The organism is Silanimonas lenta DSM 16282, assembly GCF_000429065.1.
Classification (GTDB): domain Bacteria; phylum Pseudomonadota; class Gammaproteobacteria; order Xanthomonadales; family Xanthomonadaceae; genus Silanimonas; species Silanimonas lenta.
Map to the genome: position 1 here is coordinate 376,109 of NZ_KE386844.1, position 24,398 is coordinate 400,506.

The window sequence follows — 24,398 nt, forward strand, 5'->3', positions numbered from 1 at the left end:
GTGAACATCTCCACCTTCCTGGGGGCGCAGCGGGCGATCTCGATCGTCGATCTCGCCCTCACCAGCGTGAACTCGGCGCGGGCCGAGATGGGCGCGATCCAGAACCGCTTCCAGTCGGTGATCTCCAACCTGACCACGAGCTCGGAGAACCTTTCGGCCTCGCGCAGCCGCATCCGCGACGCCGACTATGCCCGTGAGACGGCCGAGCTGACCCGCACGCAGATCCTGCAGCAGGCGGGTACGGCCATGCTGGCCCAGGCCAACCAGATCCCGCAGAACGTGCTCACCCTCCTCCGCGGCTGAACGCAGGCGGCACTGGCGGCGGCAGCCGGCGCGGCGTACCTTCAGATCCGCCGGCTGCTGCCGTTATTCCTGCCGACGGAGGAGGTTTTCCATGGCATCCCTTTCCAGTCCCGGCATTGGCTCAGGCCTGAACGTGAGCCAGTTGGTGGCCCAGCTGGTGGCCGCCGAGCGCGCCCCCTCGGAGCGCCGGATCGCCCGCCAGGAAGCCGACGCCCGGGCCGATCTGTCGGCCTTCACCCAGGTGCGGAGCGTACTCTCGACCCTCCAGGGCGCCGCGGATGCCCTCGCCGGGGCGGGTGGCGCCGGGCGCCGCGCGGTCGTGCAGCAGGGCGCGGGCTTCACCGCCAGCGCCAGTGCCTCGGCAGCCCTCGGCCGTTACGCCGTCGAAGTCGTCTCCCTCGCGGCGGCGCAAAAGCAACAGAGTGCCGCTGTTTCCGCGACGGCCGATCTCGGCACGGGAACGCTCACCTTCACCGTCGATGGCGATTCCTACGAGGTGGTGCTTGGTCCCACCACCACCATCGCCCAGCTCCGCGATGCCATCAACACGGCCACCGCAGGTCGCGGGCTTTCCGCCACCGTGGTGCGTGGTGATGCCGGTGACGTGCTGGTCCTCAATTCGGCAGTCTCCGGCAGTGCCGGTGGCATCAGCGTGGCGGCAAGTGGAAGCATCGCCAGCTTCGCCTCGTCTTTTTCCGTTACCACGGCAGCGGCGGATGCGGTGGTGCGTGTCGATGGCGTGACCCGCACTTCCTCGTCCAATCAGCTCTCCGACCTCATTTCCGGGGTGACGCTGGAACTGACCAAGGCCGAGCCTGGTTCACCCTTCTTCCTTGATGTCACTGCGGATTCGACGGCGCTGCGCAGCTCGGTGCAGGCCTTCATCGGTGCCTACAACGCGGCCCTTTCGGTGCTGCGCAATGTCAGCGCCTTCAATCCCGAGACCCGGGTAGCCGCTCCCCTCGCCGGGGATGCCGCCATCCGCGGCATCCAGCAGTCGTTGCGTGGTGCTCTCGGTGATGCCGCGGCAGAACTCGGTGCGCTTGGCATTCGCAGCAGCAAGGACGGCAGCCTGAGTCTGGACGCAGCCAAGTTCGATGAGGCGCTTGCCGCCGATCCCTCTGCGGTCCGTCGCCTGTTCGACAAGACCGCGCCGCAGTCCCTGGGGGCGCGCCTTGCGGAGCGCCTCGGGGGAGCGGTGGCGCCGGGCGCCGGGCTCCTCGAGGGCCGGACCAGGGCCCTGAACGACCGGCTCAAGGCCCTGCAGGCCGACCGCGACCGCCTGGACGTGCGCATCCAGCGGATCGAGGAGGGCTATCGCCGGCAGTTCACCGCGCTCGATGGCCTGGTCGCGCAGCTGCAGTCCACCTCCACCTTTCTCGCGCAGGAGCTGGCCCGCCTGCCCGGTGCGTCCTCACGATGATGAATACCCGAAATCCTGCTGCCACCTACCGCTCGACGGCCGTCGAGACCAAAGTCCACGAGGCCGACCCGCACCGCCTCATCGAGCTCATGTTCGAAGGCGCCATTCAGCGCCTTCGGGCCGCCGAGGGGGGAATCGCCACCGGCGATCTCGCACGCAAGGCAAAGGCGGCGGCGGAGGCCGGTGCGATCATCGATTCGCTCTCTGGCTGCCTCGATTTCCAGCAGGGCGGCGAGATCGCCGAGCGGCTTGCGGCCCTCTATGACTACGCCTCGCGGCGGGTTGCCGCCGCCAATGCCGCGGACGATGCCGCCGGGTTTGCCGAGGTGGCCTCCCTGCTCGACGAGATCCATTCGGCATGGAAGGCGATCCGCCCGGCCTGAGTGCGGAGACGGGGGCATTCGCTTCGGCGATGGCCCTGCTCCGGGCTGCGGAGGAGGCCATTGGCCGTCTCGATCTTGCCTCGGCGGGCGAGTGTCTGCGCCGTTACGACGCCCTGCTTCGCTCGGCGCTGTCCCGGGTTCCGGCGGGGCTCTCCCGTTCGGAGGCCGAAGTGCTCCATCATTCCCAGACCACCCTGCTGGGCCGGTTGATGGAAGTGCAGCGGCGGGTGGAGCTCGAATCCAGTGTGGCGCGAAAGAGCGGGCAGGCCGCCCGCGCCTACCTCGGCAATGTCGATGGCTGAGCAGGGGGCCGTGCTGGCGCTGTTCGAAGGGCATGTTCATGCCGATGGCGAATGGCGTCTGGCTCTGAGCCCCGAGCCGCCGGATCCGGCGGCACTGGAGTTTGCCGAGCAGGCCCTGAGGGCCATCGCCATGGTCGAGGATCTGAAGCCGGATGCCATGGGTCTGGCGGCCGATCCGGCCCTGCGCCGCCTGGAGGCCAAGCTCGATCTCGCCCTCCTGCTGCTCACGCGCGCCGTTCTGCCCTCGGGTCCCGGCCAGCGTCGTCGGGCCCGGATCGGGGTTTCGGGGCTCTGGATCGAGGGGATTCCCGCCATGGCGGAGGCCGCGGCTCTGCACTGGCAGCCCTCGGAGGTGCTGCCGCTGGTAGTGCATCTGCCAGTCCGGTTCCTCGGACCGGAGGCCGGGGGAGGCTGCTGGGCTTTTCGGGGCCTGGCGCCGGGCCTTTCGGAGGCCCTCGAGCGACAGGTCTTCCGGCTGCACCGGCGGTCCCGGGCCTCGGGGCGGGAGTCCTGAGACGCCGGCCTTCCGTCGCCCCAGGCTGGCACGGCTCTTGCATCCCGCTTCGGCACCCCGAAAGGACGTGCCGCCATGAAGACCCGCCTCGCCGCCACCCAGACCCAGTCGCAGACCCTCAATGCCCAGGTGCTGCAGTCGATCCGCCTGCTCGGACTGACCGGGCTGGAGCTGGAGCAGGAACTGGCCGAGGCCCTGGCCCAGAACCCGATGCTGGAGCGCGAGGAAGACGAGCCTGCGGCAGGGGCGCCGGAGCCCGCGCCGCAGGACCGTGCCGCGCAGGAGGCGGCAGCCTTCGACGAGCTGCCCGAGTTCCCCCTGCATGCCAGCGCCGGCCGCGGCTTCGATCCCGACGAGGCCGAGGACCGCATGGCGCGGATCGCCGCCCCGCTCAGCAATGACCCGGCCCTGCGGGTGCTCGAGGGCCTGGCCATGGAGCTAAAGCCTCAGGACCTCGCCATCGCCGCCGCCTGGCTCGAGCGCACGGCCGATTCCGGCTACCTTGTGGGGGATCGCGAGGCCCTGGATGCCGAGATCAGCGCCGCCTTTGCCCTGCGTCCGGGCCGTGCCGAGGCCATCCGCCAGCGCCTGCTGCACGGCAGCCCGGCCGGGCTTGCCGCCATCGACCTGCGCGAATGCCTGATGGCGCAGCTGCACGACCTGCCGGCCGGCGAGCCCGGCGTGGCGCTGGCCCGCGACATGATCGACCGCAGCCTCGGGCTGCTCGCCGAACGCGACTGGCCGGCCCTCTCGCAGCGCCACGATGCCCCGCTGGAGGCCCTGCGCGCCGCGGCGCGGCTGATCCAGTCGCTCAACCCCCGGCCTGGCGAACCCCTGCTCGCCGAGGAACCGGTGCACGTGCTGCCCGACGTGGTGGCCTGGAAGGCCGACGGCCGCTGGCAGGTGGCGCTGAACCCGCAGGCCGCCCCGCGGGTGCGGGTGGCGAGCGAGTACGAAAGCGCGCTGGCCGAGGCCGGCGACCATCCGAGCGTGCAGCACCTGAAGGCCCTGATGAACGAGGCGCGCTGGCTGGCCCGCGGCATCGCCCAGCGCCACGACACCCTACTCAAGGTGGCGCGCGCCGTGGTGGCGCGCCAGCAGGCCTTCCTCGAACGCGGCGAGGAGGCCATGCTGCCGCTCACCCTCAAGGACATCGCCGCGGAGGTGGGCGTGCACGAGAGCACCGTCTCGCGCATCACCAGCGGCAAGTACCTGCAGACCCCGCGCGGCCTGTTCGAGCTGAAGCGCTTCTTCGGCGTGAAGCTGGAGGGCAGTGCCATCGCCGGGGTGGCGGTGAAGGCCCTGGTGAAGAAGCTGATCGGGGCCGAGCGCCCGGAGGCGCCGCTCTCCGACGAGGTGCTGGTGGCCCTGCTGGCCCGCCGCGGCGTGCAGGTGGCCCGGCGCACCGTCGCCAAGTATCGTGAGCAGCTGAACCTCCCGCCGGCGCGGCAGCGGGGCCAGGCGGCCCGCGCGGCCTGAGCCGGCTCCGCCCCACCAGAGTCCGTCCATGCGTCCTGTCCGCCTGCTGCTCGTCGACGATCACGAGGCCTTCCTCAAGGCCGCCGAGCGCCATCTGCGGCGCATCGGCCACGTCGAGCTGGTGGGCCGTGGCCACGACGGCCTCGAGGCCGTGTCCCTGGCCGATGCCCTGAAGCCGGACGTGGTGGTGCTCGACCTCGCCATGCCGGGGATGGGCGGCCTGCAGGCCACCCGCCTGATCAAGGCCCAGGACGAGCCGCCCTTCGTCGTGGTGGCCTCGCACTTCGACGATGCGGAGCACCGCGAGCATGCCCGGCGGGCCGGGGCCGATGCCTTCATCAGCAAGCTCAACTACATCGCCGAGCTGCTGCCCTTGCTGGACGAACGGGCGCGGCAGGCCCGGGGCGGCGCATGAGCGAGTCGCGCATCCTCGTCGTCGAATCGGACGACGCCCGCGCCGAGCGCCTGGTGGCGCTGCTCGATTTCCTCGATTTCACGCCGAAGCGGGTGGGCGCCGTCGACGAGCTGGACCTCGCCCGTGCCAGGCCGCGCGACTGGCTGGCGATCGTGGTCGGCGGGGTGGAGGACCTCGGCGACTTCCGCCGCTTCGGCGCCTGGCTCTCGCGCTTCCCGCTGCATCCGCCGCTGCTGGTGCTGCCGGCCCTGCATGGCCTGGCCGGCGAGCTCGGCGTGCACCCGGAGCAGGTCTGGCCGCTCGACTGGCCACTGCGCCACCCGCAGCTCGAGGGCCATCTGCGCCGCGCCAGCCTGCAGGCCATCCGCGGCGACGGTTCCGGCAGCGCCCAGGCCGGGCCGGAAGGCGCCAGCGAGGCCGTGCGGCGCCTGCGGCGGATGATCGAGCAGGTGGCGCCCTTCGACACCACGGTGCTGATCCTCGGCGAGAGCGGTACCGGCAAGGAGGTGGCGGCCCGCGCCCTGCATGCCGCCTCGGCGCGTTCCAAGGGGCCCTTCGTGGCGCTCAACTGCGGCGCGGTGCCGGGCGAGCTCCTGGAGAGCGAGCTGTTCGGCCACGAGAAGGGGGCCTTCACCGGCGCGCTCACTGCCCGCAAGGGCCGCTTCGAGATGGCCGAGGGCGGCACCCTGCTGCTCGACGAGATCGGCGACATGCCGCTGCCGATGCAGGTGAAACTGCTGCGCGTGCTGCAGGAGCGCTGCTTCGAGCGCGTGGGCGGCACCCAGACCATCCGCTGCAATGTGCGGGTGGTGGCCGCCACCCACCGCAACCTCGAGGAGCAGATCGCCCGCGGCGGCTTCCGCGAGGATCTCTACTACCGGCTCAACGTCTTTCCGATCGAGATGCCGGCCCTGCGCGAGCGCATCGAGGACCTGCCGGCCCTGGTCGAGTCGATCGCCTCCCGCCTCGCCAGCGATGGCCGTGGCGAGGTGCGCTTCGCCGCCGATGCCCTGGCGGCCCTGGCGGCCTATCCCTGGCCCGGCAACGTGCGCGAGCTGCACAACCTGGTGGAGCGCCTCGCCGTGCTGCATCCCGGGGCCACGGTGCGGGCCGCCGACCTGCCGCAGCGCTACCGCGTGGCCTGGGAGGCCGGCGCGGCGGGGCCGGGCGCCAGCCCGGCGCCGGCTGCGGCAGGGACGCCGGCCCCGGCGCCCGTGGCGGCCCCGCCGGCGCTGGACGAGGCCGCGGAGCGGGCCGCCGAGCGCGCGGCGCTGTTCGGCGCGCCGGCCCTGCCGGCGCTCGACGAGCTGCCCGAGGAGGGCCTCGATCTCAAGGAACACATCGCCGCCATCGAGGAGAAGCTGCTGCGCCAGGCGCTGGAGCGGGCCGGCGGCGTGGTGGCGCATGCCGCCACCCTGCTGCGGCTGCGCCGCACCACCCTGGTCGAGAAGCTGCGCAAGTACGGCATCGAGCGCGAGGCCGGCGAGGCCTGACGGCGCCCGGCGGGGCGGATTTCAGCCCTTGGGCTTGCGCAGCACCAGTAGCACCACGCCCACGCCGATGCCGGCGAAGGCGGCCCATTTCGGCACGGCCACGTTCTCCTTCTCCTTCACCGCCAGCTCGATCGGCCCGAGCTTCACGTCCTTGCTGTCCTTGGTGTAGCTGAAGCCGCCTTCGGCCAGGGCCCAGGTGCTGGCGATGATGAGGAGCACGGCGATGATGCGCAGGGCGAGCATGGGGGCCTCGTCGGGCGATGGGGGTGGCCGCAGGATGCGCATCCCCGGCCGGTATCGCAAGCGCCGCGGCCGGCCTCAGCCCGCCCGGCCGAAGATCTGCTCTGCGCGGTTGAACAGGATCCAGCTGGTGGCGATGTACTTGTCGCCGCCCACCGGCCGGTTGCCGCGGTGGGTGTGGGTGAAGGCGGTGGGGGCGATCAGCACGCTGCCGGTCTTCGGCACCACGCGGCGGCGCTGGTAGAGGAACTCGGTCTCGCCCTCGTCGAAGTCCTCGTTGAGGTAGACCGTCCACAGCAGGGTGCGGTGCAGGGTCTCGGCATTGGCATCGCGCGGGTAGAGCTCGCAGTGCCAGTAGGGGTAGCCGCCCTCGCCGGCGGTGTAGCGCTGCAGGTTGATGCTGCCGGGGCGCAGCAGCTGCTGCACCAGGGCCACGAGGCCGGCATCGTCCATGGCCGCGAGGTCCCCGGCGCCGAGCCGGCGCGGGGCGCCGCCATCGGCCGGGCGGAATTCCAGCATCAGCGGTGCCACGAGGGCATAGGGATAAGTGCGCAGGTAGGCCAGCAGGGCCTTGAGCACCGCGCCCATCAAAGGGCCGCTGACATCGCTCCATTCCGGCCGGCTGCTGATGTCGAGATCGCGGCTTTTCTTGAGCTCGGGGTACACCCCGCCGCCCACCCGCCCCTCGACATGGGCCGAGGCGTCGAAGCGCCGGCACACCGCCGCGCACCAGTCCGGGTCGAGCAGGCCCTCGTAGACCTCGATGAAGTCCGGCATCGCCTCGCTCTCCGCCCCGGCCATGGTTCAGCCCTCGCGCATGTAGCGTTCGAACACCGCCACTTCGTTCTTCGAGCCGAGCACCACCGGCACCCGCTGGTGCAGGCCGGCAGGCTGCACCTCGAGCATGCGCTGGTGGCCGGTGCTGGCCGCGCCGCCGGCCTGCTCGACGAGGAAGGCCATCGGGTTGGCCTCGTACATCAGGCGCAGGCGGCCACCCTTGTCGCGGCACTTCGCATCCACGGGATAGAGGAAGATGCCGCCGCGGCTCATGATGCGGTGCACATCGGCCACCATGCTGGCGATCCAGCGGGTGTTGAAGTCCTTGCCGCGCGGGCCGGTCCTGCCGGCGACGAGGTCGTCGACATAGCGCTTCACCGGGGCGTCCCAGTGCCGCGCGTTGCTGGCATTGATGGCGTATTCCTGGGTGTCCTCGGGGATGCGCACGCCGCGCTGGGTGAGGATGAAGCTGCCGGTCTCGCGGTCCAGGGTGAACACATGGGTGCCGTGGCCCACGGTCAGCACCAGCACGGTGCTGGGGCCGTAGACGGTGTAGCCGGCGGCCACCTGCGCCGTGCCCGGCTGCAGGAAGTGCGCGGTCTTCGGCTCGGTCACGCCGTCCGGGCAGCGCAGCACCGAGAAGATGGTGCCGACACTCACGTTCACGTCGATGTTCGAGCTGCCGTCGAGCGGATCGAACAGCAGCAGGAAGTTGCCCTTCGGATAGACATCGGGGATCGGATGCGGCTCGTCCATCTCCTCCGAGGCGATGCCGGCGAGATGGCCGCCCCAGGCATTGGCCTCCAGCAGGATCTCGTTGGAGAGCACGTCGAGCTTCTTCTGCGCCTCGCCCTGCACGTTCGAGGCGCCGGCATCGCCGAGCACGCCGCCGAGCGCGCCCTTACTGATGGCATAGCTGATGCCCTTGCAGGCCCGCGCCACCACTTCGATCAGCAGGCGCAGTTCGGCATTGATCTGCCCGGCGCGTTCGGCCTCGATCAGGAAGCGGGTGAGCGGGGTGCGGGTGGACATCGGGCAGGCTCCGGGGCGGGGAGGGCGCATTCTAGCGGGGCCGCCCTGCACGGGCGGCGGGATGCCAGAATCGCCGCATGCTGGACGAAGCGACCATCACCGGTTACCTGAGCGCCCTGGGTCTTGGCCTGCTGATCGGCGTGGTGCGCGAGCGCCAGCGCGACCACCATGGCCATGCCCCGGCCGGCATGCGCACCCACACCCTCGCCGCACTGGGGGGCGCCGTGGCCTGGAGCCTCGGCATGCCGGTGCTGCTGGTGCTGCTGGCGGCGGTGGGCCTGCTCACCTATGGCAGCTACCGGCTCAACGATGCCTCCGACCCCGGCCAGACCGGCGAGATGGCCCTGCTGGTGACGGTGCTGCTCGGCGCCCTGGCGCTCGGCTCGCCGGGCCTCGCCGCGGCGCTGGCGGTGCTGGTGGCCATGCTGCTGCGCGCCCGCGTGGCCCTGCACCGGCTCGGCCGCGAGCTGATCAGCGAGGCCGAGATGCGCGATGGCCTGCTGCTGCTGGCCGCCGCCCTGCTGGTGCTGCCCCTGCTGCCGAACGAGGCCATCGGCCCCGGCGGGGCGCTGAACCCGCAGAAGCTGTGGCGCCTCGTGGTGCTGGTGATGGCGGTGAGCGCCCTCGGCCATGTCGCCCTGCGGGTGGTGGGGGCGGCGCGCGGCCTGGCCCTGGCCGGCTTCTTCGCCGGTTTCGTCTCTTCCACCGCCGCCATCGCCGGTTTCGGCCAGCGCCTGCGCGAGGCGCCGGGTCTGCTGCGGCCCAGCGTGGCCGCCGCCATGTTCGCCGCGCTGGCCTCCCTGCTGCTGATGTTCCCGGTGCTGGCCACGGTCTCGGCCAGCCTGCTGAAGGCCGCGATGCCGATGCTGGTGGCCTTCGCCCTGGTGCTGGCGGCCGGTGGCTCGCTCGGCCTTCGTGGCGGCCGCGGCGAGGAGCCGGCCCCCACCCAGGCCTCGCGCATGTTCCGCTTCAGCCACGCGCTCTATTTCGCCGCCTTCATGGCCGGGGTGCTGCTGCTCTCGGCCGTGCTGGGCGCCCGCTTCGGCGAGGCCGGGGCGCTCGCCACCGCCTTCTTCGCCGCCATCGCCGAAGTGCATGCCGCCGCGGCCTCGGTGGGCCAGCTGGTGGCCCAGGGCCTGCTCGAGGTGCCGCAGGGCCAGCGCGCCCTGCTCGCCGTGCTGGCGGCCAGCGTGATCGCCCGCGGCATCGTGGCCTGGGTCACCGGCGGCCCGGCCTATGGCGGGCGGGTGGCGCTGGGCCTCGCCATCGCCTGGACGGCCGCCCTGCTGGCGACCGTGGCCTGGCCCTGGCCGGGCTGATCAGGCCCGCTTGAGCACCCGCAGCACCACGATCAGCAGGACGGCGCCGAGGGTGGCCACGAGGAGGCTGCCGAGCAGGCCGCCCCAGGCGATGCCGAGCTTGCCGAACAGGTAGCCGCCGATCAGGGCGCCCAGCACGCCGACCACGATGTCGCCGACGAGGCCGAAGCCGCCGCCACGCACGATCAGGCCGGCCAGCCAGCCGGCAATCAGTCCCACGAGGATGAACCAGACGAATTCCATCGGTGCGCCTCCTTCTTCAGCGGGCCTGGGCGAAGTCCCCGGCCAGGGCTTTATACAGGGCGGCGAGCGCGGTGGCACGGGCGGTCTGGGCCTGCACCGCGGCATCCTCGAGATCGATGCGGGCCTGCTCGGCCTGCAGCAGGGTGAGCGCGTCGTCGGCCCCGGCCTCGAAGCGCAGGCGGGCGAGCCGTGAGGCCTCGCGGGCGGCGGCGGCGGCGTTTTCGAGCTCGGTGGCGGCGCGGTTGCTGGCGCGGTAGCCGGCCAGCGCGTTCTCGGTCTCCTCCAGCGCCTGCAGCACGGTTTCCCGGTACTGCGCCTCGGCGCCGGCGGCCCTGGCCTCGGCGGCCTTCACCGACTGCCGCACGCGGCCGAGGTCGAGGAAGCGCCAGGTGAGGGTGGGGCCCCATTCCCAGCGCTCCGCGCCGGACTCGCCGAGCAGGCCGAGCTGCTGGCCGGTCCAGCCGAAGGCACCGTTCAGGACGAGGCGCGGGAAGAACTGCGCCATCGCCTCGCCCACGTCGTTGCGGGCGGCGGCGAGCCGGCGTTCGGCGGCGGCGATGTCGGGCCGGCGCTTCAGCCAGTCCTCCGGCGTGCCCACGGTCTCGAGCCGCGGCAGCTCCGGGGCGCCGCGCGGTTCGCCGAGGCGGGCGCGCAGGGCCTCCACCGGCAGGGCGGTGAGCACGGCGAGGCGCTGCTCCTGCGCCACCCGCTCCGCCTCGCGCTGCGGCAGGGCGGCAGCCAGGGCATCGCGCTGGCTTTGGGCGCGCGCCGCCTCGAGGCCGTTCACCCGCCCGTGCTCGAACAGCAGGGCGATCAGGCGCGCCGCCTCGTCGGCCGCGGCGAGGTTGTCCTGCGCCAGCGCCAGGCGCCGCTGCGCGCCACGCAGGGCGAAATAGGCCTGCGCGGTCTCGGCCACCATGCGCAGACGCATGCCGGAAAGCTCCGCGGCGCTGGCCTCGGCGCGGGCGCGGCTGGCGCGGCTGGGGTTGCGCAGGCCGCCGAAGAGGTCGATCTCCCAGCTCGCGTCGAAGCCGGCGCGGTAGGTCTCGATGGTGCCGAGGCCGGGGGGCACGAAGGGATCGGCCCCGCTGGCGCGGCTGCGGCTGCCGGTGGCCCCGGCGGTGACGGTGGGGAACAGCGAGAAGGTGGCGAGCCCGGTGAGGGCGCGGGCCTCGGCCAGCCGTGCCTCGGCCTGGGCGATGCCGGTGTTGGCCTCCAGGGTGCGGGCCACGAGGAAGGACAGCGCCGGGTCGTCGAAGGCCTCCCACAGCGCGGTGCCGGGCAGGGGCGCGGCGGCGGCCGTCCCGGCCCCGGCGGGCGCCTGGTCGAAGCGCTCGGGCAGGGCCACCTCGGGCCGCACATGGCGCGGCCCCACAGTGCAGCCGGCGAGCAGCGCGGCGGCGGTGGCGAGGGCGAGGGCCTTAGGCATGGGCGGTCTCTCCGTTGGCGGCGGCGCGGCGGGCATTCCGGCGCTCCACCAGGCGGCGGATCACGACGTAGAACACCGGGGTGAAGAACAGGCCGAAGAAGGTGACGCCGAGCATGCCGAAGAACACCGTCACGCCCATCACGTGGCGCACCTCGGCGCCGGCGCCGCTGGCGAAGACCAGCGGCAGCACGCCGGCGCAGAAGGCGAAGCTGGTCATCAGGATCGGCCGCAGGCGCAGGCGGCAGGCCTCGATGGCGGCCTCGACGATGCCGCGGCCCTGGGCCTCGAGGTCACGGGCGAACTCCACGATCAGGATGGCGTTCTTGCAGGCCAGCCCCATCAGCACCACGAGGCCGATCTGGGTGAACACGTTCATGTCGATGATGGTGGGCGGGGCCGCGGTCATCGGGTTGATCCAGCCCAGCAGCATCTGGGCCATGAACCACAGGCCGTTGACCTGGTTCAGCAGCCAGATCGCGCCCAGCGCCGAGAGCAGGCACAGCGGCACGATCAGGATCACCGCCAGCGGCAGGCTCCAGCTCTCGTACAGGGCCGCCAGCACCAGGTAGACCAGCAGCACGCACAGCGGCAGCACCAGGAACTGCGCCATGCCCTGGTTCACCTGCTGGAAGGTGAGGCCGGTGAACTCCAGCGCCATGCCGCGCGGCAGCACCTGCGCCGCCGCGTCGCGGGCGATCTCGACCGCGCGGGCCGCGCTCACCGAGCTGCTGCGCGGCGCTGCCTGCAGGTCGGCGGCCGGGTGGCCGTTGTAGCGCACCACCGGGTCGGGGCCGAAGCTGGGCACCAGCTCCACCACGCTGCCGAGCGGCAGCAGCTCGCCCTGTCCGTTGCGCACCTGCAGCCGCGCCACGTCACCGATGTCGTCGCGGAACGGGGCATCGGCCTGGGCGTACACCGAGTAGGTGCGGCCGAACAGGTTGAAGTCGTTGACGTAGGCGCTGCCGAGGTAGACCTGCAGGGTGTCGAACACGTCGGTGAGGCGTACGCCGCTTTCCTTCACCTTGTCGCGGTCCACCACCGCGTCGAGCTGCGGCACGTTGGCCTGGAAGGAACTGTAGGCACTGCCCGGGCCGAAGCCGTCCTGCTGGCTGATCGCCGCGGCCAGGGCCTGGGTCTGCGCACCGAGCTCGCCGTAGCCGGCGCGGCGGCGGTCCTGCACATAGGCCTCGACGCCGGCGGCATTGCCGTAGCCGAACACCGGCGGCGGCATGAAGGCGAAGGCCAGGCCGTCCTGGATGCTGCCGAAGGCCGCCGAGAGCTCGTTGGCGATGGCGGCGGCGGGCTTGGGCAGTTCCTGCTGGGGTTCAAGACCGATGAACATCACGCCCACGTTCGGGGTGGAGACGAAATGAAAGGCGTTGAGGCCGGGGAACTGCACCACGTCGGCCACGCCTTCGGTGGCCAGCGCGATCTCGCCCATGCGCTTCATCGCCGCCTCGGTGCGCTCCAGCGAGGCGCCCGCGGGCAGCTGCACGCCGGCGAACAGGTACTGCTTGTCCTGGGTGGGGATGAAGCCGGCCGGCACCTGGGTGAAGCCGAGCACGGTCAGGCCGAGCAGCACCGCGTACAGGGCGAGCAGGCGCGGGGCGCGGGCGATGGTGCCGCCGATGCGGCCCGAGTAGCGCTCGCCGCCGCGCCTGAACACGCCGTTGAACCAGGCGAAGAAGCGGCCGAACACGCGGTCGATGAAGCGCGCCAGCGCGTCCTTCTTCGCCCCGTGCGGCTGCAGTAGCAGGGCCGCCATGGCCGGGCTCAGGGTGAGCGAGTTGAAGGCCGAGATCAGCACCGAGACGGCGATGGTGACGGCGAACTGGCGGTAGAACTGGCCGGTCACGCCGTCGATGAAGGCGATCGGCACGAACACCGCCGCCAGCACCAGCGAGATCGCCACGATCGGCCCGGAGACCTCGCTCATGGCCTTGTGCGCCGCCTCGCGCGGCGGCAGCCCTTCCTCGATGTGGCGCTCGACGTTCTCCACCACCACGATGGCGTCGTCGACCACGATGCCGATGGCCAGCACCAGGCCGAACAGGGTGAGCACGTTGATCGAGTAGCCGAGCAGGTAGAGCACGGCGAAGGTGCCGACGATCGAGACCGGCACGGCCAGCAGGGGGATGATCGAGGCGCGCCAGGTCTGCAGGAACACCACCACCACCAGCACCACCAGCAGCACCGCCTCGAGCAGGGTGGACACCACCGAGTCGATCGACTTGCGCACGAACACCGTGGGGTCGTAGGCCACTTCCCAGGCCACGCCCTCGGGGAAGGTCCTGGCCAGCTCCTCCATCTTCGCCCGCACCGCGTCGGACAGGGCGATGGAGTTGGCGCCCGGGGCCTCGAAGATCACCACCGCGGCGGCGTCCTCGTTGTTGAGCAGCGAGTTGAGCGCATAGGTGCTGGCGCCGAGCTCCACCCGCGCCACGTCGCGCAGGCGGGTGAGCGCGCCGTTCCCGTCCGACTTCAGCACGATGGCGCCGAACTCCTCCGGGGTCTCGAGGCGGCCGCGGGCGTTCACCAGCAGCTGCACCGAGGCGCCGTCGGGCTGCGGCGAGGCGCCGATGGCGCCGGCCGAGACCTGCACGTTCTGTTCGCGGATGGCGCCCACGATGTCGAGCGCGGTCAGGCCGCGGGCGGCGGCGCGGTCGGGATCGATCCACACCCGCATGGCGTAGAGGCCGGCGCCGAAGCTCTGCGCCTGGCCCACGCCCTCGAGGCGGGCCAGCTCGTCGCGCACCTGCAGGGCGGCGAAGTTCGACAGGTACAGGCCGTCGTAGCGGCCGTCCGGCGAGGTGAGGTGCACCACCATGGTGATGTTCGGCGAGCTCTTCGCCGTGGTCACGCCGAGCTGGCGCACCGCCTCGGGCAGGCGCGGCAGGGCCTGGTTCACCCGGTTCTGCACCTGCATGGCGGCGGTGTCGATGTCGGTGCCCAGCTTGAAGGTCACCGTGATCTGCACGGTGCCGTCGGAGGACGAGGCCGACTTCATGTAAATCATGTTCTCGACGCCGTTGATCGCCTCCTCCAGCGGGGCGGCCACGGTGTCGGCGATGGTCTTCGGGTTGGCGCCGGGGTAGACCGCCGTCACCTGGATGGTGGGCGGCGAGACTTCCGGGTACTCGGTGACCGGCAGGTTCGGCAGGGCCAGCAGGCCGGCCACGAACACCACGATCGAGAGGACGGCGGCGAGGATCGGGCGGTCGATGAAGGCCCGGGAGAGATCGGCGTGCGCCATGGTTCAGGCCTCGTCGTCGCTGCTGACCGTGGCGCCCCTGGCATCGGCCGGGCCGGGGGCCTCGACCACGGTGTTGGGGGCCTCCATCGGCACCTCCACCGGCTGCAGCGGGGCGCCGGGGAAGAAGATCCGGCTCATGCCGTTCACCACCACGCGGTCGCCGGCCTCGAGGCCGTCCTCCACCACCACGAGGCCGTCCACCGTCGGGCCGAGCCGGACATCCCGGCGCTGCGCGCCGATGTAGGGCGCGCCGCCACCGGGCGGCTGCATCTCGGCGGCCACGTAGACGTAGCGGCGGTCCTGGTCGGTGAGCACGGCCTGCGGATGCACCCGCAGGGCCTCGCGCTGGCCGGCGCCGAGCAGCTGCACGCGGGCGAACAGGCCCGGGGTGAACACGCCCTCCGGGTTCGGCAGCTCGGCGCGGGCGAAGATGGTGCCGGTGGCCGGGTCGACCGCGTTGTCGACGAAGACCATGCGTCCGGTGTGCGGGAAGCCCTGCTCGTTGGCGAGGCCCACGCGCACCGGGTTCTCGGCCTCGCGCGAGCTGGGCCGGCTGCCGGCCCGGGCCATGGCCTGGTAGCGCAGGTAGGCGCGCTCGTCGCCGCGGAAGCTCACGTACACCGGGTCGAGCGAGACCACGGTGGTGAGCACCGGCTCGCCCGCGCCCACCAGGTTGCCCACCCGCAGCCGGGCGGCGCCGACGCGGCCGGCGATCGGGGCGGTGACGCGGGTGAAGCCGAGGTTGAGTTCGGCCTGCTCGAGCCGGGCGCGGGCCGCCAGCACGTCGGCCTCGGCCTGCTGGCGCTCGTTGCGGCGCGCCTCCAGTTCGCCGGTACTCACCGCCTTGGCGGCCGCCAGCGCCTCGCTGCGCTTCAGCTCAGTCTCGGCGAGGGCGCGGCGGGCCTCGGCGCGGGCGAGGTCGGCGCGGGCGCTGGAGACGGCGGCGCGGTACTCGCGGTCGTCGATGGTGAACAGCAGCTCGCCCTTGCGGACGAGGCCGCCCTCCTCGAAGTGCACGCCGGTGAGGTAGCCGGCCACCCGCGGCCGCACCTCGACGCTCTCCACGGCCTCGATGCGGCCGGTGAACTCGTCCCATTCGGCGATCGGCTGGGGGGTGACGGTGGCCACGTTCACCGTGGCCGGGGGCATCGGCATCTCGCCGCCGCCGCCGCAGGCGGCGAGCAGCAGGGCGAGGCCGGAGGCGAGCAGGGCGGGGGCGGCGCGGCGGCCGCGAGGGCTGAGGGAGCGCATGGGCGGGTGGCGGGGAAGGCGGGATGGGAATGAGGGGAGAGCCGGGCTTCAGTCGCCCGCCGTGGCGGGCGGGGCGGGGCCGGCGGCGGGGTCGAGGGCGCGCAGCCGGCGTTCGAGCAGGGCGGCAAGGCGGGGCCGGGCCGACTCCGGCAGCGGGCTGATGCCGAACAGCCGGGTCCAGAACAGGCCGTCGGCGGCCAGCAGCAGCAGGTAGCGTTCGAGATCGGCCTCGTCCCAGCGCCAGTCGGCGAACTCCTCGCGCACGTGCTCGCGCAGCGGCTGCAGCAGTTCGGGCTCGGTCATGGCGGCGCTGAGCAGGCCGCTCACGTAGCGGCGCTGGTTCTCGTCGCCATCGGCCAGCGAGCAGCGCATGTGTCCCAGCAGGCGCGCCAGCTTCGGGCAGGCAAGATCGCAGTCGGCCGCCAGCGTGCTGGCGGTGTCGTCCCACTGCGCCACGTCGGCTTCGATCAGGGCCTTGAGCAGGGCTTCCTTGGTGGGGAAGTGGTAGGTGATGCCGCCGCGGGTGACCCCGCTTTCCTCGGCCAGGGTCTCGAAGGTGAGGTGGCCGGCGCCGCGCGTCTCGACGATGCGGCGGGCCGCGTCGAGCACCTTCTGCCGGGCTTTGGGAGGGCGGGTCATGGGGGTGGAACTATACAGGATGTCCTGTATAGAAACAGGGCGGATTGCCGGCAAATACGGAACGCAGTGTTGCGCTGGATCGCGGATGGCCTGCGTGGCGGGCGTAGGCGCAGGGAACGAGGCGCGGGCCGGGGGCGGCCCGCCGGGGACCTTTCAGAGCGACTGGATCTCGAAGCGGGCCCGGTGCCGCCAGCAGCCGTCCTCGCGGCGGGCGGTGTACTGCCCGCCGGCGGCCGTCACCCGGTCGCGGATGGCCTCGATCGGGCCATTCGCCGCGGGGCCGGCCGGGGCCTCGATGTCGAGCGCCAGTTCCACGGCATAGCGGCCCGCCAGCGGCCGCGTTTCCAGCCGCAGCCGGAAATCCCGCCCGCCGGCGGCCAGCCCCTGCTGCAGGCCGGCCTGGGCGATGCGGTAGAGCAGGGCCTTCCAGCGTGCCGGCAGGGTCTGGGCCGCCGGGTCCACCCCGGCCTGCCAGCGGGCCCCCGCTTCCTGCGCCCACTCCCAGAGCGGGCCGTGGGCCAGCAGTTCGGCCAGTGGCCGCTGGTCGATGGCCGGTGGCTGCAGCCGCCGCAGCACCCGCTCGAGGCCGTCCTGCACCTGCCAGCACTGGTCGCGCAGGCTGTCGAGCTGGCTGGCGGCGGCGCCCAGCATCAGCGCCGCCGAGCCGAGCACGGCGCTGCGGGCATGCAGCTCGGCCGCCACCTCGGGGCCGGTGAGGCCATAGGCGATGGCAAGCCCGAGGCCCGCCAGTGCAGTGGCCGCGCCCACCCATCCGTGGCGGAAGGCCACCAGCATCAGCGGCACGAAGGCCAGCAGCTGCAGGCTGGGCAGCAGGGCCGGCTGGGCCTGTCCCAGCCGCAGCAGGGCGATTGCCAGCAGCAGGCCGAGCAGCAGCTCGAGCAGGCGCTGGCGGCGCGCCAGCTCGCCAAGGCGTCCGGCGCGCAGGGCGCTGGCGAAGGGCACCAGCACCATCAGGGCGAAGTAGTCGCCGAGTGCGAAGTCGAGCAGGCGGCGGGCCCCCAGCGCCGAGCCGAGCACGGTGGAGCCGGCATTCAGCACCAGCACCGGCGAGACGAGGAGGCTGGAGAGCAGGCAGGCGCCGAGCAGCAGGCCCATCCGGGCCGGGGCATCGGGCTCGGCCAGCCGGGTCCACCAGCGCGCCAGGGCCACCACCGCCATGTAGCCGAGGATGGGAAGGAAGGCGAGGGCCCAGGGCCCGATGCCGGCCAGGGGAGCGCCGTGATAGAGGTGCCGGGCCACCAGGGCGCCGCTGGCATCGGCCAGCAGCAGGGCCGGCCACCAGCGCACCGGCAGCCACCACACCAGCAGGAAGCGCGCCACCACCGGCCAGAAGGCGAGGGGCGTGGACAGGGCCTCGAGCAGCAGCCAGAGCGGGGGATAGGCCAGCAGCAGGGCGAGAAGCCCCAGACGCCGGGCTGCCGGCGAGGCCGGCCTCATCCGGCCTCCCGGAGGCCGCGCGGGCGCGGCGCTTCGCCTGCGGGCGGCGCGCCGATATACTTCGCCGTCCATCCGGCTTCCATGCCCGTGCAGGTATTCCCGTGCGACATCACGATCTCGTCTTCCTGAAGCGTTTCTCGCTGGTCATCGCAGCGCTGTTCGGCGTCATGGTGGTGCTGATCCTGCTCGGGCTGTTCCTCAACAGCCGCAAGCCCATCGAGCCGAACCCGATCGCCGAGGCGCGCACGGCCGAGCGTATCCGACCGCTGGGCGCCGTGTATGCCGGCGAGACCGGCGCCGCCGCCGCCGCCGCGGCGGCCGCCGCTGCCGCGCAGGCCGCTGCCGCCGGCGGGGCGCCCTACGGCGGCACCCTGGATGGCGCGGTGATCTACCAGAACCTCTGCTCGGCCTGCCATGCCACCGGCGCCGGCGGCGCCCCGGCGCCCACCGCCGCGGCCTGGGCGCCGCGCATCGCCAAGGGCCTCGAGACCCTGATGAAGCACGCCATCGAAGGCTACCAGGGCGAGTCCGGCATCATGCCGGCGCGCGGCGGCAATGCCCGTCTCACCGACGAGCAGGTCCGCGCCAGCGTCGAGTACATGGTCAAGAAGTACCAGTAAGCTCGGCTCCGCCCGATGCCCTTGCGATGCCGCCTCCGGGCGGCATCGCCGTTTCTGCCTGCCGGAGTACCGCCCATGCCCGTCCCCGTTTCCCCCTTGCCGCGTCGCCGGCCCGCCCTGCTGCCGCTCGCCGTCGCGCTCGCGCTTTCGCTCGCCGCCTGCGCCCCGCGCGAGCCGGCGGTGGACGTCGAGGGCATCGCCGCCGTGCAGGGTAGCGGCGAGCGCAGCGCCTTCGAGGGCCGGCGGGCGCGCATCGAGGGTGTGGTGACCCTGCGCTTCGAGGACGGCAATGGCGGCGTGTTCGTGCAGAGCCTCGTGCCCGATGCCGACCCGGAGACCGCGGAGGGCCTGTTCCTGCTGCCGGCCCCCGGCCAGCCGGAACTGCGGGTGGGCCAGCACCTCCGCGCCACCGGCACCGTGGCCGAGGCCGGCCCGGGCGAGGCCAGCCTGACCACCCTGGCCGATGCCGAGGTGCGGGTGCTGGGCGAGGCGCCGCTGCCGGCGCCGGTGGTGCTCGATGCGCCGCCGCCGCGCTGGGAGGCGCTGGAGGGCATGCGCGTGCGCATCGAGGCGCCGCTCACCGTCACCGGCAACGAGGCGCTCGCCCAGTACGGCGAGCTGCGCCTCGCTTTCGGCGGCCGGCTGATGACCCCCACCGAAGTGGTGCCCCCGGGCGTGCCGGCGCTGGCCCGGCAGGGCGAGAACCAGGCGCGGATGATCCGCCTCGACGATGCCCGCGCGGCGCAGAACCCCGATCCCATCGCCTGGCTGCCGGAGCCGCTCTCGCCTGCCGCGCCGCTGCGCGCCGGCAGCGTGCTGCACGGCGTGGCCGGGGTGGTGGACCAGCGCTTCGGCGCCTACCGCGTGCAGGCCGAGGCCGAGGTGGAGCGCATCGAGCAGGCGCCGCGCCCGGCGGCACCGCAGGTGGCGGGCAGCCTGCGCATCGCCGGGATGAACCTGCTCAACCTGTTCAATGGCGATGGCATGGGCGGCGGCTTCCCGACCGCGCGCGGGGCTGCCAGCGCCGAGGACTACCAGCGCCAGCGCGCCAAGCTGGTGGCGGTGGTGCAGGGCCTCGACCCGGACATCATCGCCGCGCAGGAAATGGAGAACGACGGCTTCGGGCCGGAGAGTTCGGCACGCCAGTTCGCCGCCGCCCTCGAGGCCGCCCAGCCGGGGGCGCGCTGGCAGGTGGTGGCCCCGGAGGTGGCGCCCGGCAGCGACCAGATCGCCGTGGCCCTCCTCTACCGCGCCGACCGCGTGCAGGCCGTCGGCCGCCCGGCGCTGAAGCTCGACGGCCCCTTCCAGCAGGGCAGCCGCCCGCCGCTGGCGCAGAGCTTCCGCCAGGGCCGCGGCCCGGTGTTCACCGTGGTCAGCCTGCACTTCAAGAGCAAGGGCGGCTGTGGCGAGGCTCAGGGCGCCGACGCCAACCAGGGCGATGGCCAGGCCTGCTTCAATGCCCAGCGCGTGGAGAGCGCGCGGGTGCTGGCCGACTGGATCGCCAGCGACCCCACGGCGAGCGGCAGCGACCGCGTGGCCCTGGTGGGCGACTTCAACGCCTACGGCATGGAGGACCCGATCCGCCTGCTGCGCGAGCGCGGCTTCATCGATCCGTGGCAGGGCGAGGAGAGCCACAGCTTCGTCTTCGACGGCCAGGCCGGCCGCCTCGACCACGCCCTGCTCAGCCCCTCGCTGCACGCCGCCCTGCGCGGCAAGGCGAAGTGGGCGGTGAACAGCGACGAGTCTGTGGCCTTCGCCTACGACGGCGCCCTCGGCCGCGCCGAGGAAACGCCCACGCCCTGGCGCAGCTCCGACCACGATCCCCTGCTGCTCGGTTTCGATCTCGAGGCGGCCCGCTGAGCGCGGCTGCTAGACTCCGCCGCGCATGAGCGCCGCGCCCGACTTCCCCACCGCCTCCGGCCCGATCGAGCTGGCCGGGCCCGCCGGCCGCATCGAGGCCTACTGCGAGCTGCCGCGGCCCGAGGATGCCCGCCGCGCGGTGGCGGTGGTCTGCCACCCGCACCCGCCGGATGGCGGCACCATGGACAACAAGGTGGTCACCACGATCACCCGTGCGCTTTCCGAGCTCGGCATCGCCAGCCTGCGCTTCAACTTCCGCGGCGTCGGCGCTTCGGAGGGCGAGTACGACGCCGGCCGCGGCGAGACCCTCGATCTGCTGGCGGTGGCGCAGTGGGCCATCGCCCGCTGCCCCGGCGATGCCTTCTGGCTCGGCGGCTTCTCCTTCGGCGCCTGGGTGGCGCTGCGCGCCGCGCGCCAGTTGCCGGTCAAGCAGATGGTCTGCATCGCCCCGCCGGTGGGCTTCCGCGATTTCACCGGGGTGCCGCCGCCTCCGTGCCCCTGGCTGGTGGTGCAGGGCGAGGCCGACGACGTGGTCGACCCGCAGGCGGTGTTCGACTGGGTGGCCGCCGCCGAGAACCCGCCCACCCTGGTGCGCATGCAGGAGGCCGGGCACTTCTTCCACCGCCGCCTCGTCGATCTTCGCGGCGCGATCCGCAACGGCGTGGCGAAGCCCCTGCCGCCGCTGCGCCGGCAGGCCTGATCCGCCCATGCCGGGCCGCCCCTCGAAGCGCTACCTCGATGGCGTGGCGGAAGGCCGCTGGCAGCAGGATGCCGGCCAGCTCGCCGCGCTCGTCGAGCTCGACCGCATTGCGCTCGCCCTGCTGGAGCGCCGCCGCGCCGGCCCGCTGAAGCGCCTGGGCTTCCGCCTCGCCGGCCATGCCGGGGTGCGCGGGCTCTACCTCTGGGGCGGGGTGGGGCGCGGCAAGACCCTGCTCTGCGATCTTCTGCTGGAGGCCTGTGCCGAGCTGCAGCCCACGCGCCTGCACTACCACCGCTTCATGCAGGAGGTGCATGCGCGGATGAAGGCGCTTTCCGACACTGCCGACACCCTGAGCGTGGTGGCGGCGCAGTTCGCCAAGGCCTCGCCGCTCTTGGTGCTGGACGAGTTCTTCGTCAACGACATCGCCGATGCGATGATCCTCTCGCGCCTGCTCGAGCAGCTCTTCGAGCGCGGCGTCACCCTCGTCACCACCTCCAATGTCCCGCCCTCGGGCCTGTATGCCAACGGCCTGCAGCGCTCGCGCTTCCTGCCGGCGATCGCGCTGCTCGAGCGCGACTGCGTGGTGCACCGGCTGGCCAGCGACACCGACTTCCGCCTGCGCGAGCTCACCGCCGCCGCCACCTGGCATGTGCCGATCGACGCCGCCGGCGAGGCGGCGATGGCCGAGCGCTTCCGGGTGCTGAATGGCCTCGGCCACTGCGTGGAAGGGCCGCTGGTGGTGAATGGCCGGGAGATCCCGGCCCGGGCGCTCGGCGAAGGCGTGGCCTGGTTCGACTTCGAGGCCCTGTGCGAGGGCCCGCGCTCGGCCGCCGATTACATCGAGATCGCCCGCGAGCACCACACCCTGCTGCTGAGCCGGGTGCCGGTGTTCCGCGACGAGGCCCTGGATCCGGCGCGGCGCTTCATCCATCTCGTCGACGAACTCTACGACCGCAACGTGAACCTGCTCGCCACCGCGGCGGCCGAGCCGCGCGGGCTCTACCGCGGCCACAGGCTGGTGGTGGAATTCGACCGCTGCATCTCGCGGCTCACCGAGATGCGCAGCCAGGAATACCTCGCGCGGGCGCACCGCCCATGAACGCCGCACCGCGCCCGGGCCACGCGCGCGCCGGGGCGGCCCTGCCCTGGCTGGCTGCGGCCCTGGCGATGGGCGGCTACTTCCTGCTGTTCAGCCCGGGGCACTACAGCTTCGATGCCGCCTACCAGTGGTGGATGGCCCGCCATGGCGAGTTCCACAGCACCCATCCGGTGGCCATGACCTGGCTGTGGCGCGGCAGTGCCGCGCTGTTGCCCGACCCGCAGGGTTTCTTCGCCCTGCAGCTCGCCTTCGTCGGCGCCGGGCTGGCCCTGGTGGCCAGCGCCCTGCCGTGGTCGCGCGGGGTGCAGGCCCTGGTGGTGCTGGGCCTTGCGGCCTGGCCGGCCATCGGCGGCCTGCTGCCGCAGGTGTGGAAGGACGTGTGGCTGCTCGGGGCGCTGCTGCTCGCCTGCGGCGCCCTGCTGCGGGGCGAGCGTGCGCCGCATGCCGGCTGGCGGGCCCTGGCCCTGCTGATGCTGGCCTTCGCCACCGCCCTGCGCTTCAACGCCCTCACCGGGGTGTTGCCGCTGCTCGCCTGGCTGCTGGTGCAGCAGCGGCGGGCCGCGGCCGCGGCAGCCGGCGGGCCGGTGCCGGCCTGGCGCTGGCTCTGGCCGCTGCCGCTCATGCTGCTCTTGGCCTGGCTGCCCGGGGCGCTCACGCCGCAGCGCGCGGTGCCGGCCTGGCCCTATGTGGCGCTCTGGGACCTGGTCGCCGTGGGCCTCGAGACCGGGCGCCTCGACATCCCTCCCAGCCTGCTCGCCGAGGGCGCCACGCCTGCGGCCTTCGCTCCGCACTTCCGCGCCGACAGCAATACCAGCACCCTGGCCTCGGGCCTCACCCGCTATTCCGAGGCGCGGCTGCTGGAACCGGGCGAGGCCTCTGCCCTGCTGCGGGCCTGGCTTTCCCTGCCGCTGCGCGAACCCGGGGCCTGGGCGCGCCACCGCCTGCGGCTTGCCGGCCACCTGCTGGGCGGCAGCGCCAGCCCGCGCGACCCGCGGCTGATGCTGATGCCCGGCATCGTGCCCCTGCGCGACAACCCGGCGATCGAGCCGAACCCCTCGCCCTGGGCCGGGCGTCTGCAGGCCTTCTGGGAGCGCAGCACCGCCACGCCGGTGTTCGAGGGCCGCTGGTACCTGCTGCTGGCGCTCGCGGTGGCGGGCCTTGCCGCGTGGCGGCGCCAGGGGCCCGCCCTGGCCGTCGCCGCCTCGGCGCTGGCGCTGGCCCTGCCCCTGCTGCTGGTGGCTCCCAGCGCCGAGTTCCGTTTCCTGCTCTGGCCGGTGGCCGCGGCCCTGCTCTCGGCCCTGCTGCTGGCGGCGGGGCGCTATCCTTCGCGGCGATGAATACTCCCGAAGCCTCGATGCTCGGCAAGGACGTGGCCTACCCCACGGCCTACGACCCCGGCCTGCTCTTTCCCATCCCGCGCCGCGAGGCGCGCGCCCGGCTCGGTCTCGGCGAGGCCCTGCCCTTCGTCGGCGTGGATGTCTGGAATGCCTACGAACTGTCCTGGCTGGATTCCCGCGGCAAGCCGCAGGTGGCCCTGGCCGAGCTGCGGGTGCCGGCCGCCTCGCCGAACCTCGTCGAATCGAAGAGCCTCAAGCTCTACCTGAATGCCTTTGCCCAGGAGCGCCTCGCCAATGCCGAGGCCCTGCGTGCCACCCTGGTGGCCGATCTCTCGGCGGCGGCGGGCGCGCCGGTTTCGGTGAGCCTGATCGCCCCCACCTCGCCGCAGGCCTTTCCGGTGAGCGTGCTGCCCGGCGAACTGATCGACAGCCTGCCCATCGCCATCGAGCACTACGGCCCGCCCGACCCCGGCCTGCTGGTGGCCGATGCCGCCGAGTGGGGGGAGGAGACCCTGGTCTCGCACCTGTTCCGCTCCAACTGCCCGGTCACCGGCCAGCCGGACTGGGCCAGCCTGCAGATCGCCTATGCCGGCCCGCGCCTCGACCGCGCCGGCCTCCTGCGCTACCTGGTGAGCTTCCGCACCCACAGCGATTTTCATGAGGCCTGCGTGGAGCGGATCTTCCTCGACCTGCTCGCCCGCTGCGCCCCGGCGAAGCTGGCGGTGTATGCCCGCTTCACCCGCCGTGGCGGGCTCGACATCAACCCCTTCCGGGCCTTGCCCGGCGCGGCGATGCCGGACAATCTGCGGCTGTCGCGGCAGTAGCCCCG

24 protein-coding genes are annotated in these 24,398 nt (G+C 72.9%); 15 read left to right on the forward strand and 9 right to left on the reverse strand.

The annotated features are described in order from the left end of the window. The 8 genes from G408_RS14315 to G408_RS0110405 form a co-directional block, all read left to right on the forward strand. Positions 1–303, forward strand: a 303-nt coding sequence (locus tag G408_RS14315) for a flagellin (protein ID WP_037412932.1), incomplete at its 5' end; no start/stop codon positions are given. Positions 304–394: 91 nt separating this feature from the next. Continuing rightward, positions 395–1,726, forward strand: coding sequence for a flagellar filament capping protein FliD (fliD, locus tag G408_RS0110375; protein WP_028771030.1), 1,332 nt, complete (start codon positions 395–397; stop codon positions 1,724–1,726). Next, positions 1,726–2,109: a flagellar export chaperone FliS gene (gene fliS, locus G408_RS0110380; RefSeq protein WP_245584299.1), complete on the forward strand. Its 384-nt coding sequence runs from the start codon at positions 1,726–1,728 to the stop codon at positions 2,107–2,109. The genes fliD and fliS overlap by 1 nt, the downstream gene beginning before the upstream one ends. A gap of 29 nt (positions 2,110–2,138) precedes the next feature. After that, entirely contained in the window at positions 2,139–2,411 is a 273-nt protein-coding gene (locus tag G408_RS0110385; protein ID WP_028771032.1) for a hypothetical protein, read from the forward strand. After that, positions 2,398–2,925 (forward strand): PilZ domain-containing protein, encoded by a 528-nt coding sequence (locus G408_RS14320; RefSeq protein WP_084628210.1) that lies wholly within the window; start codon positions 2,398–2,400, stop codon positions 2,923–2,925. Before G408_RS0110385 ends, G408_RS14320 begins: the two co-directional genes overlap by 14 nt. A gap of 75 nt (positions 2,926–3,000) precedes the next feature. Continuing rightward, complete coding sequence (gene rpoN, locus G408_RS0110395) at positions 3,001–4,404, forward strand: RNA polymerase factor sigma-54 (RefSeq protein ID WP_028771033.1); 1,404 nt, start codon at positions 3,001–3,003, stop codon at positions 4,402–4,404. Positions 4,405–4,432: 28 nt separating this feature from the next. Beyond that, the gene (locus G408_RS0110400) at positions 4,433–4,819 is read left to right on the forward strand and encodes a response regulator (RefSeq protein WP_028771034.1); all 387 of its coding nucleotides are present in this window, start codon (positions 4,433–4,435) and stop codon (positions 4,817–4,819) included. Then, a complete protein-coding gene (locus G408_RS0110405; protein ID WP_028771035.1) occupies positions 4,816–6,312 on the forward strand; it encodes a sigma-54 dependent transcriptional regulator in 1,497 nt (498 codons plus the stop codon). The genes G408_RS0110400 and G408_RS0110405 overlap by 4 nt, the downstream gene beginning before the upstream one ends. Positions 6,313–6,333: 21 nt before the next feature. On the opposite strand, the gene G408_RS0110410 is transcribed toward G408_RS0110405, so the two are convergent. The 3 genes from G408_RS0110410 to G408_RS0110420 form a co-directional block, all read right to left on the reverse strand. Then, the gene (locus G408_RS0110410; protein ID WP_028771036.1) at positions 6,334–6,555 is read right to left on the reverse strand and encodes a hypothetical protein; all 222 of its coding nucleotides are present in this window, start codon (positions 6,553–6,555) and stop codon (positions 6,334–6,336) included. A gap of 75 nt (positions 6,556–6,630) precedes the next feature. After that, positions 6,631–7,329: a 2OG-Fe(II) oxygenase gene (locus G408_RS0110415; protein ID WP_245584300.1), complete on the reverse strand. Its 699-nt coding sequence runs from the start codon at positions 7,327–7,329 to the stop codon at positions 6,631–6,633. Positions 7,330–7,356: 27 nt separating this feature from the next. Further along, positions 7,357–8,361, reverse strand: coding sequence for a class 1 fructose-bisphosphatase (locus G408_RS0110420; RefSeq protein ID WP_028771038.1), 1,005 nt, complete (start codon positions 8,359–8,361; stop codon positions 7,357–7,359). Between the two features lie 77 nt (positions 8,362–8,438). On the opposite strand from G408_RS0110420, the gene G408_RS0110425 reads away from it, so the two are divergent. Then, a complete protein-coding gene (locus G408_RS0110425) occupies positions 8,439–9,680 on the forward strand; it encodes an MgtC/SapB family protein (protein ID WP_037412933.1) in 1,242 nt (413 codons plus the stop codon). Here G408_RS0110425 and G408_RS0110430 read toward each other — a convergent pair whose 3' ends face one another. The 6 genes from G408_RS0110430 to G408_RS14330 all read right to left on the reverse strand — a co-directional run bounded on the left by G408_RS0110430 (position 9,681) and on the right by G408_RS14330 (position 17,953). Beyond that, on the reverse strand, positions 9,681–9,923 hold the full coding sequence (locus G408_RS0110430; RefSeq protein ID WP_028771040.1) for a GlsB/YeaQ/YmgE family stress response membrane protein: 243 nt from the start codon (positions 9,921–9,923) through the stop codon (positions 9,681–9,683). A gap of 16 nt (positions 9,924–9,939) precedes the next feature. Then, positions 9,940–11,352 (reverse strand): efflux transporter outer membrane subunit, encoded by a 1,413-nt coding sequence (locus G408_RS0110435; RefSeq protein ID WP_028771041.1) that lies wholly within the window; start codon positions 11,350–11,352, stop codon positions 9,940–9,942. Next, positions 11,345–14,605, reverse strand: coding sequence for an efflux RND transporter permease subunit (locus G408_RS0110440; RefSeq protein ID WP_028771042.1), 3,261 nt, complete (start codon positions 14,603–14,605; stop codon positions 11,345–11,347). Before G408_RS0110440 ends, G408_RS0110435 begins: the two co-directional genes overlap by 8 nt. Before the next feature lie 3 nt (positions 14,606–14,608). Further along, complete coding sequence (locus G408_RS14325) at positions 14,609–15,856, reverse strand: efflux RND transporter periplasmic adaptor subunit (RefSeq protein WP_084628216.1); 1,248 nt, start codon at positions 15,854–15,856, stop codon at positions 14,609–14,611. Positions 15,857–15,904: 48 nt separating this feature from the next. After that, positions 15,905–16,495 carry a TetR/AcrR family transcriptional regulator gene (locus G408_RS0110450; RefSeq protein WP_028771043.1) on the reverse strand — a complete coding sequence of 197 codons (591 nt, stop codon included), beginning with the start codon at positions 16,493–16,495 and terminating at the stop codon, positions 15,905–15,907. Between the two features lie 153 nt (positions 16,496–16,648). Beyond that, positions 16,649–17,953 carry a hypothetical protein gene (locus G408_RS14330; RefSeq protein ID WP_037412934.1) on the reverse strand — a complete coding sequence of 435 codons (1,305 nt, stop codon included), beginning with the start codon at positions 17,951–17,953 and terminating at the stop codon, positions 16,649–16,651. A gap of 101 nt (positions 17,954–18,054) precedes the next feature. Between G408_RS14330 and G408_RS0110460 the strand changes: the two genes are divergently transcribed. From G408_RS0110460 to queF, 6 genes are all read left to right on the forward strand, one after another. Further along, complete coding sequence (locus G408_RS0110460; RefSeq protein WP_028771044.1) at positions 18,055–18,573, forward strand: c-type cytochrome; 519 nt, start codon at positions 18,055–18,057, stop codon at positions 18,571–18,573. A 75-nt stretch (positions 18,574–18,648) separates the two neighbouring features. Next, complete coding sequence (locus G408_RS0110465) at positions 18,649–20,433, forward strand: ExeM/NucH family extracellular endonuclease (RefSeq protein WP_028771045.1); 1,785 nt, start codon at positions 18,649–18,651, stop codon at positions 20,431–20,433. Between the two features lie 25 nt (positions 20,434–20,458). Further along, positions 20,459–21,133 carry an alpha/beta hydrolase gene (locus tag G408_RS0110470; protein WP_028771046.1) on the forward strand — a complete coding sequence of 225 codons (675 nt, stop codon included), beginning with the start codon at positions 20,459–20,461 and terminating at the stop codon, positions 21,131–21,133. Between the two features lie 7 nt (positions 21,134–21,140). Beyond that, the gene (gene zapE, locus G408_RS0110475) at positions 21,141–22,232 is read left to right on the forward strand and encodes a cell division protein ZapE (RefSeq protein WP_028771047.1); all 1,092 of its coding nucleotides are present in this window, start codon (positions 21,141–21,143) and stop codon (positions 22,230–22,232) included. Then, positions 22,229–23,569: a hypothetical protein gene (locus G408_RS0110480; protein WP_028771048.1), complete on the forward strand. Its 1,341-nt coding sequence runs from the start codon at positions 22,229–22,231 to the stop codon at positions 23,567–23,569. The genes zapE and G408_RS0110480 overlap by 4 nt, the downstream gene beginning before the upstream one ends. Continuing rightward, positions 23,566–24,393 carry an NADPH-dependent 7-cyano-7-deazaguanine reductase QueF gene (gene queF / locus G408_RS0110485; protein ID WP_028771049.1) on the forward strand — a complete coding sequence of 276 codons (828 nt, stop codon included), beginning with the start codon at positions 23,566–23,568 and terminating at the stop codon, positions 24,391–24,393. The genes G408_RS0110480 and queF overlap by 4 nt, the downstream gene beginning before the upstream one ends. The last annotated feature ends 5 nt before the right edge of the window (positions 24,394–24,398 follow it).